This window comes from Pseudoalteromonas sp. SIMBA_162, assembly GCF_046535955.1.
Classification (GTDB): Bacteria; Pseudomonadota; Gammaproteobacteria; order Enterobacterales; family Alteromonadaceae; genus Pseudoalteromonas; species Pseudoalteromonas marina.
The window spans coordinates 1-228 of sequence record NZ_JAWJBQ010001427.1; the positions used below are offsets into that span (position 1 = coordinate 1).

General features: G+C 67.1%; 1 protein-coding gene. It reads left to right on the forward strand.

Annotated features, from left to right (window positions below; translation table 11 throughout):
- A partial coding sequence (locus R0J88_RS24320; RefSeq protein ID WP_410901504.1) for a transporter substrate-binding domain-containing protein occupies positions 1–228 on the forward strand: 228 nt, incomplete at both ends.

Consider the following 228-nt stretch of genomic DNA (forward strand, 5'->3'; position numbering starts at 1 on the left):
GGCCACCGCCCGGGTCGATGCCGCCGTGCACGACACGCCCAACGCCCAGTACTACGCCAACACGGCCGGCAAGCGCCGCGTCAAGGTACCCGGCTCGGCCAAGAGCGGCGACTTCTACGGCATCGCCTTCCCCAAGGGCAGCGAACTGGTGCCGCAGGTCAACAAGGCCCTGGCCACGCTCAAGTCCAACGGCCAGTACGACGCCATCTACGAGAAGTGGTTCGGCAA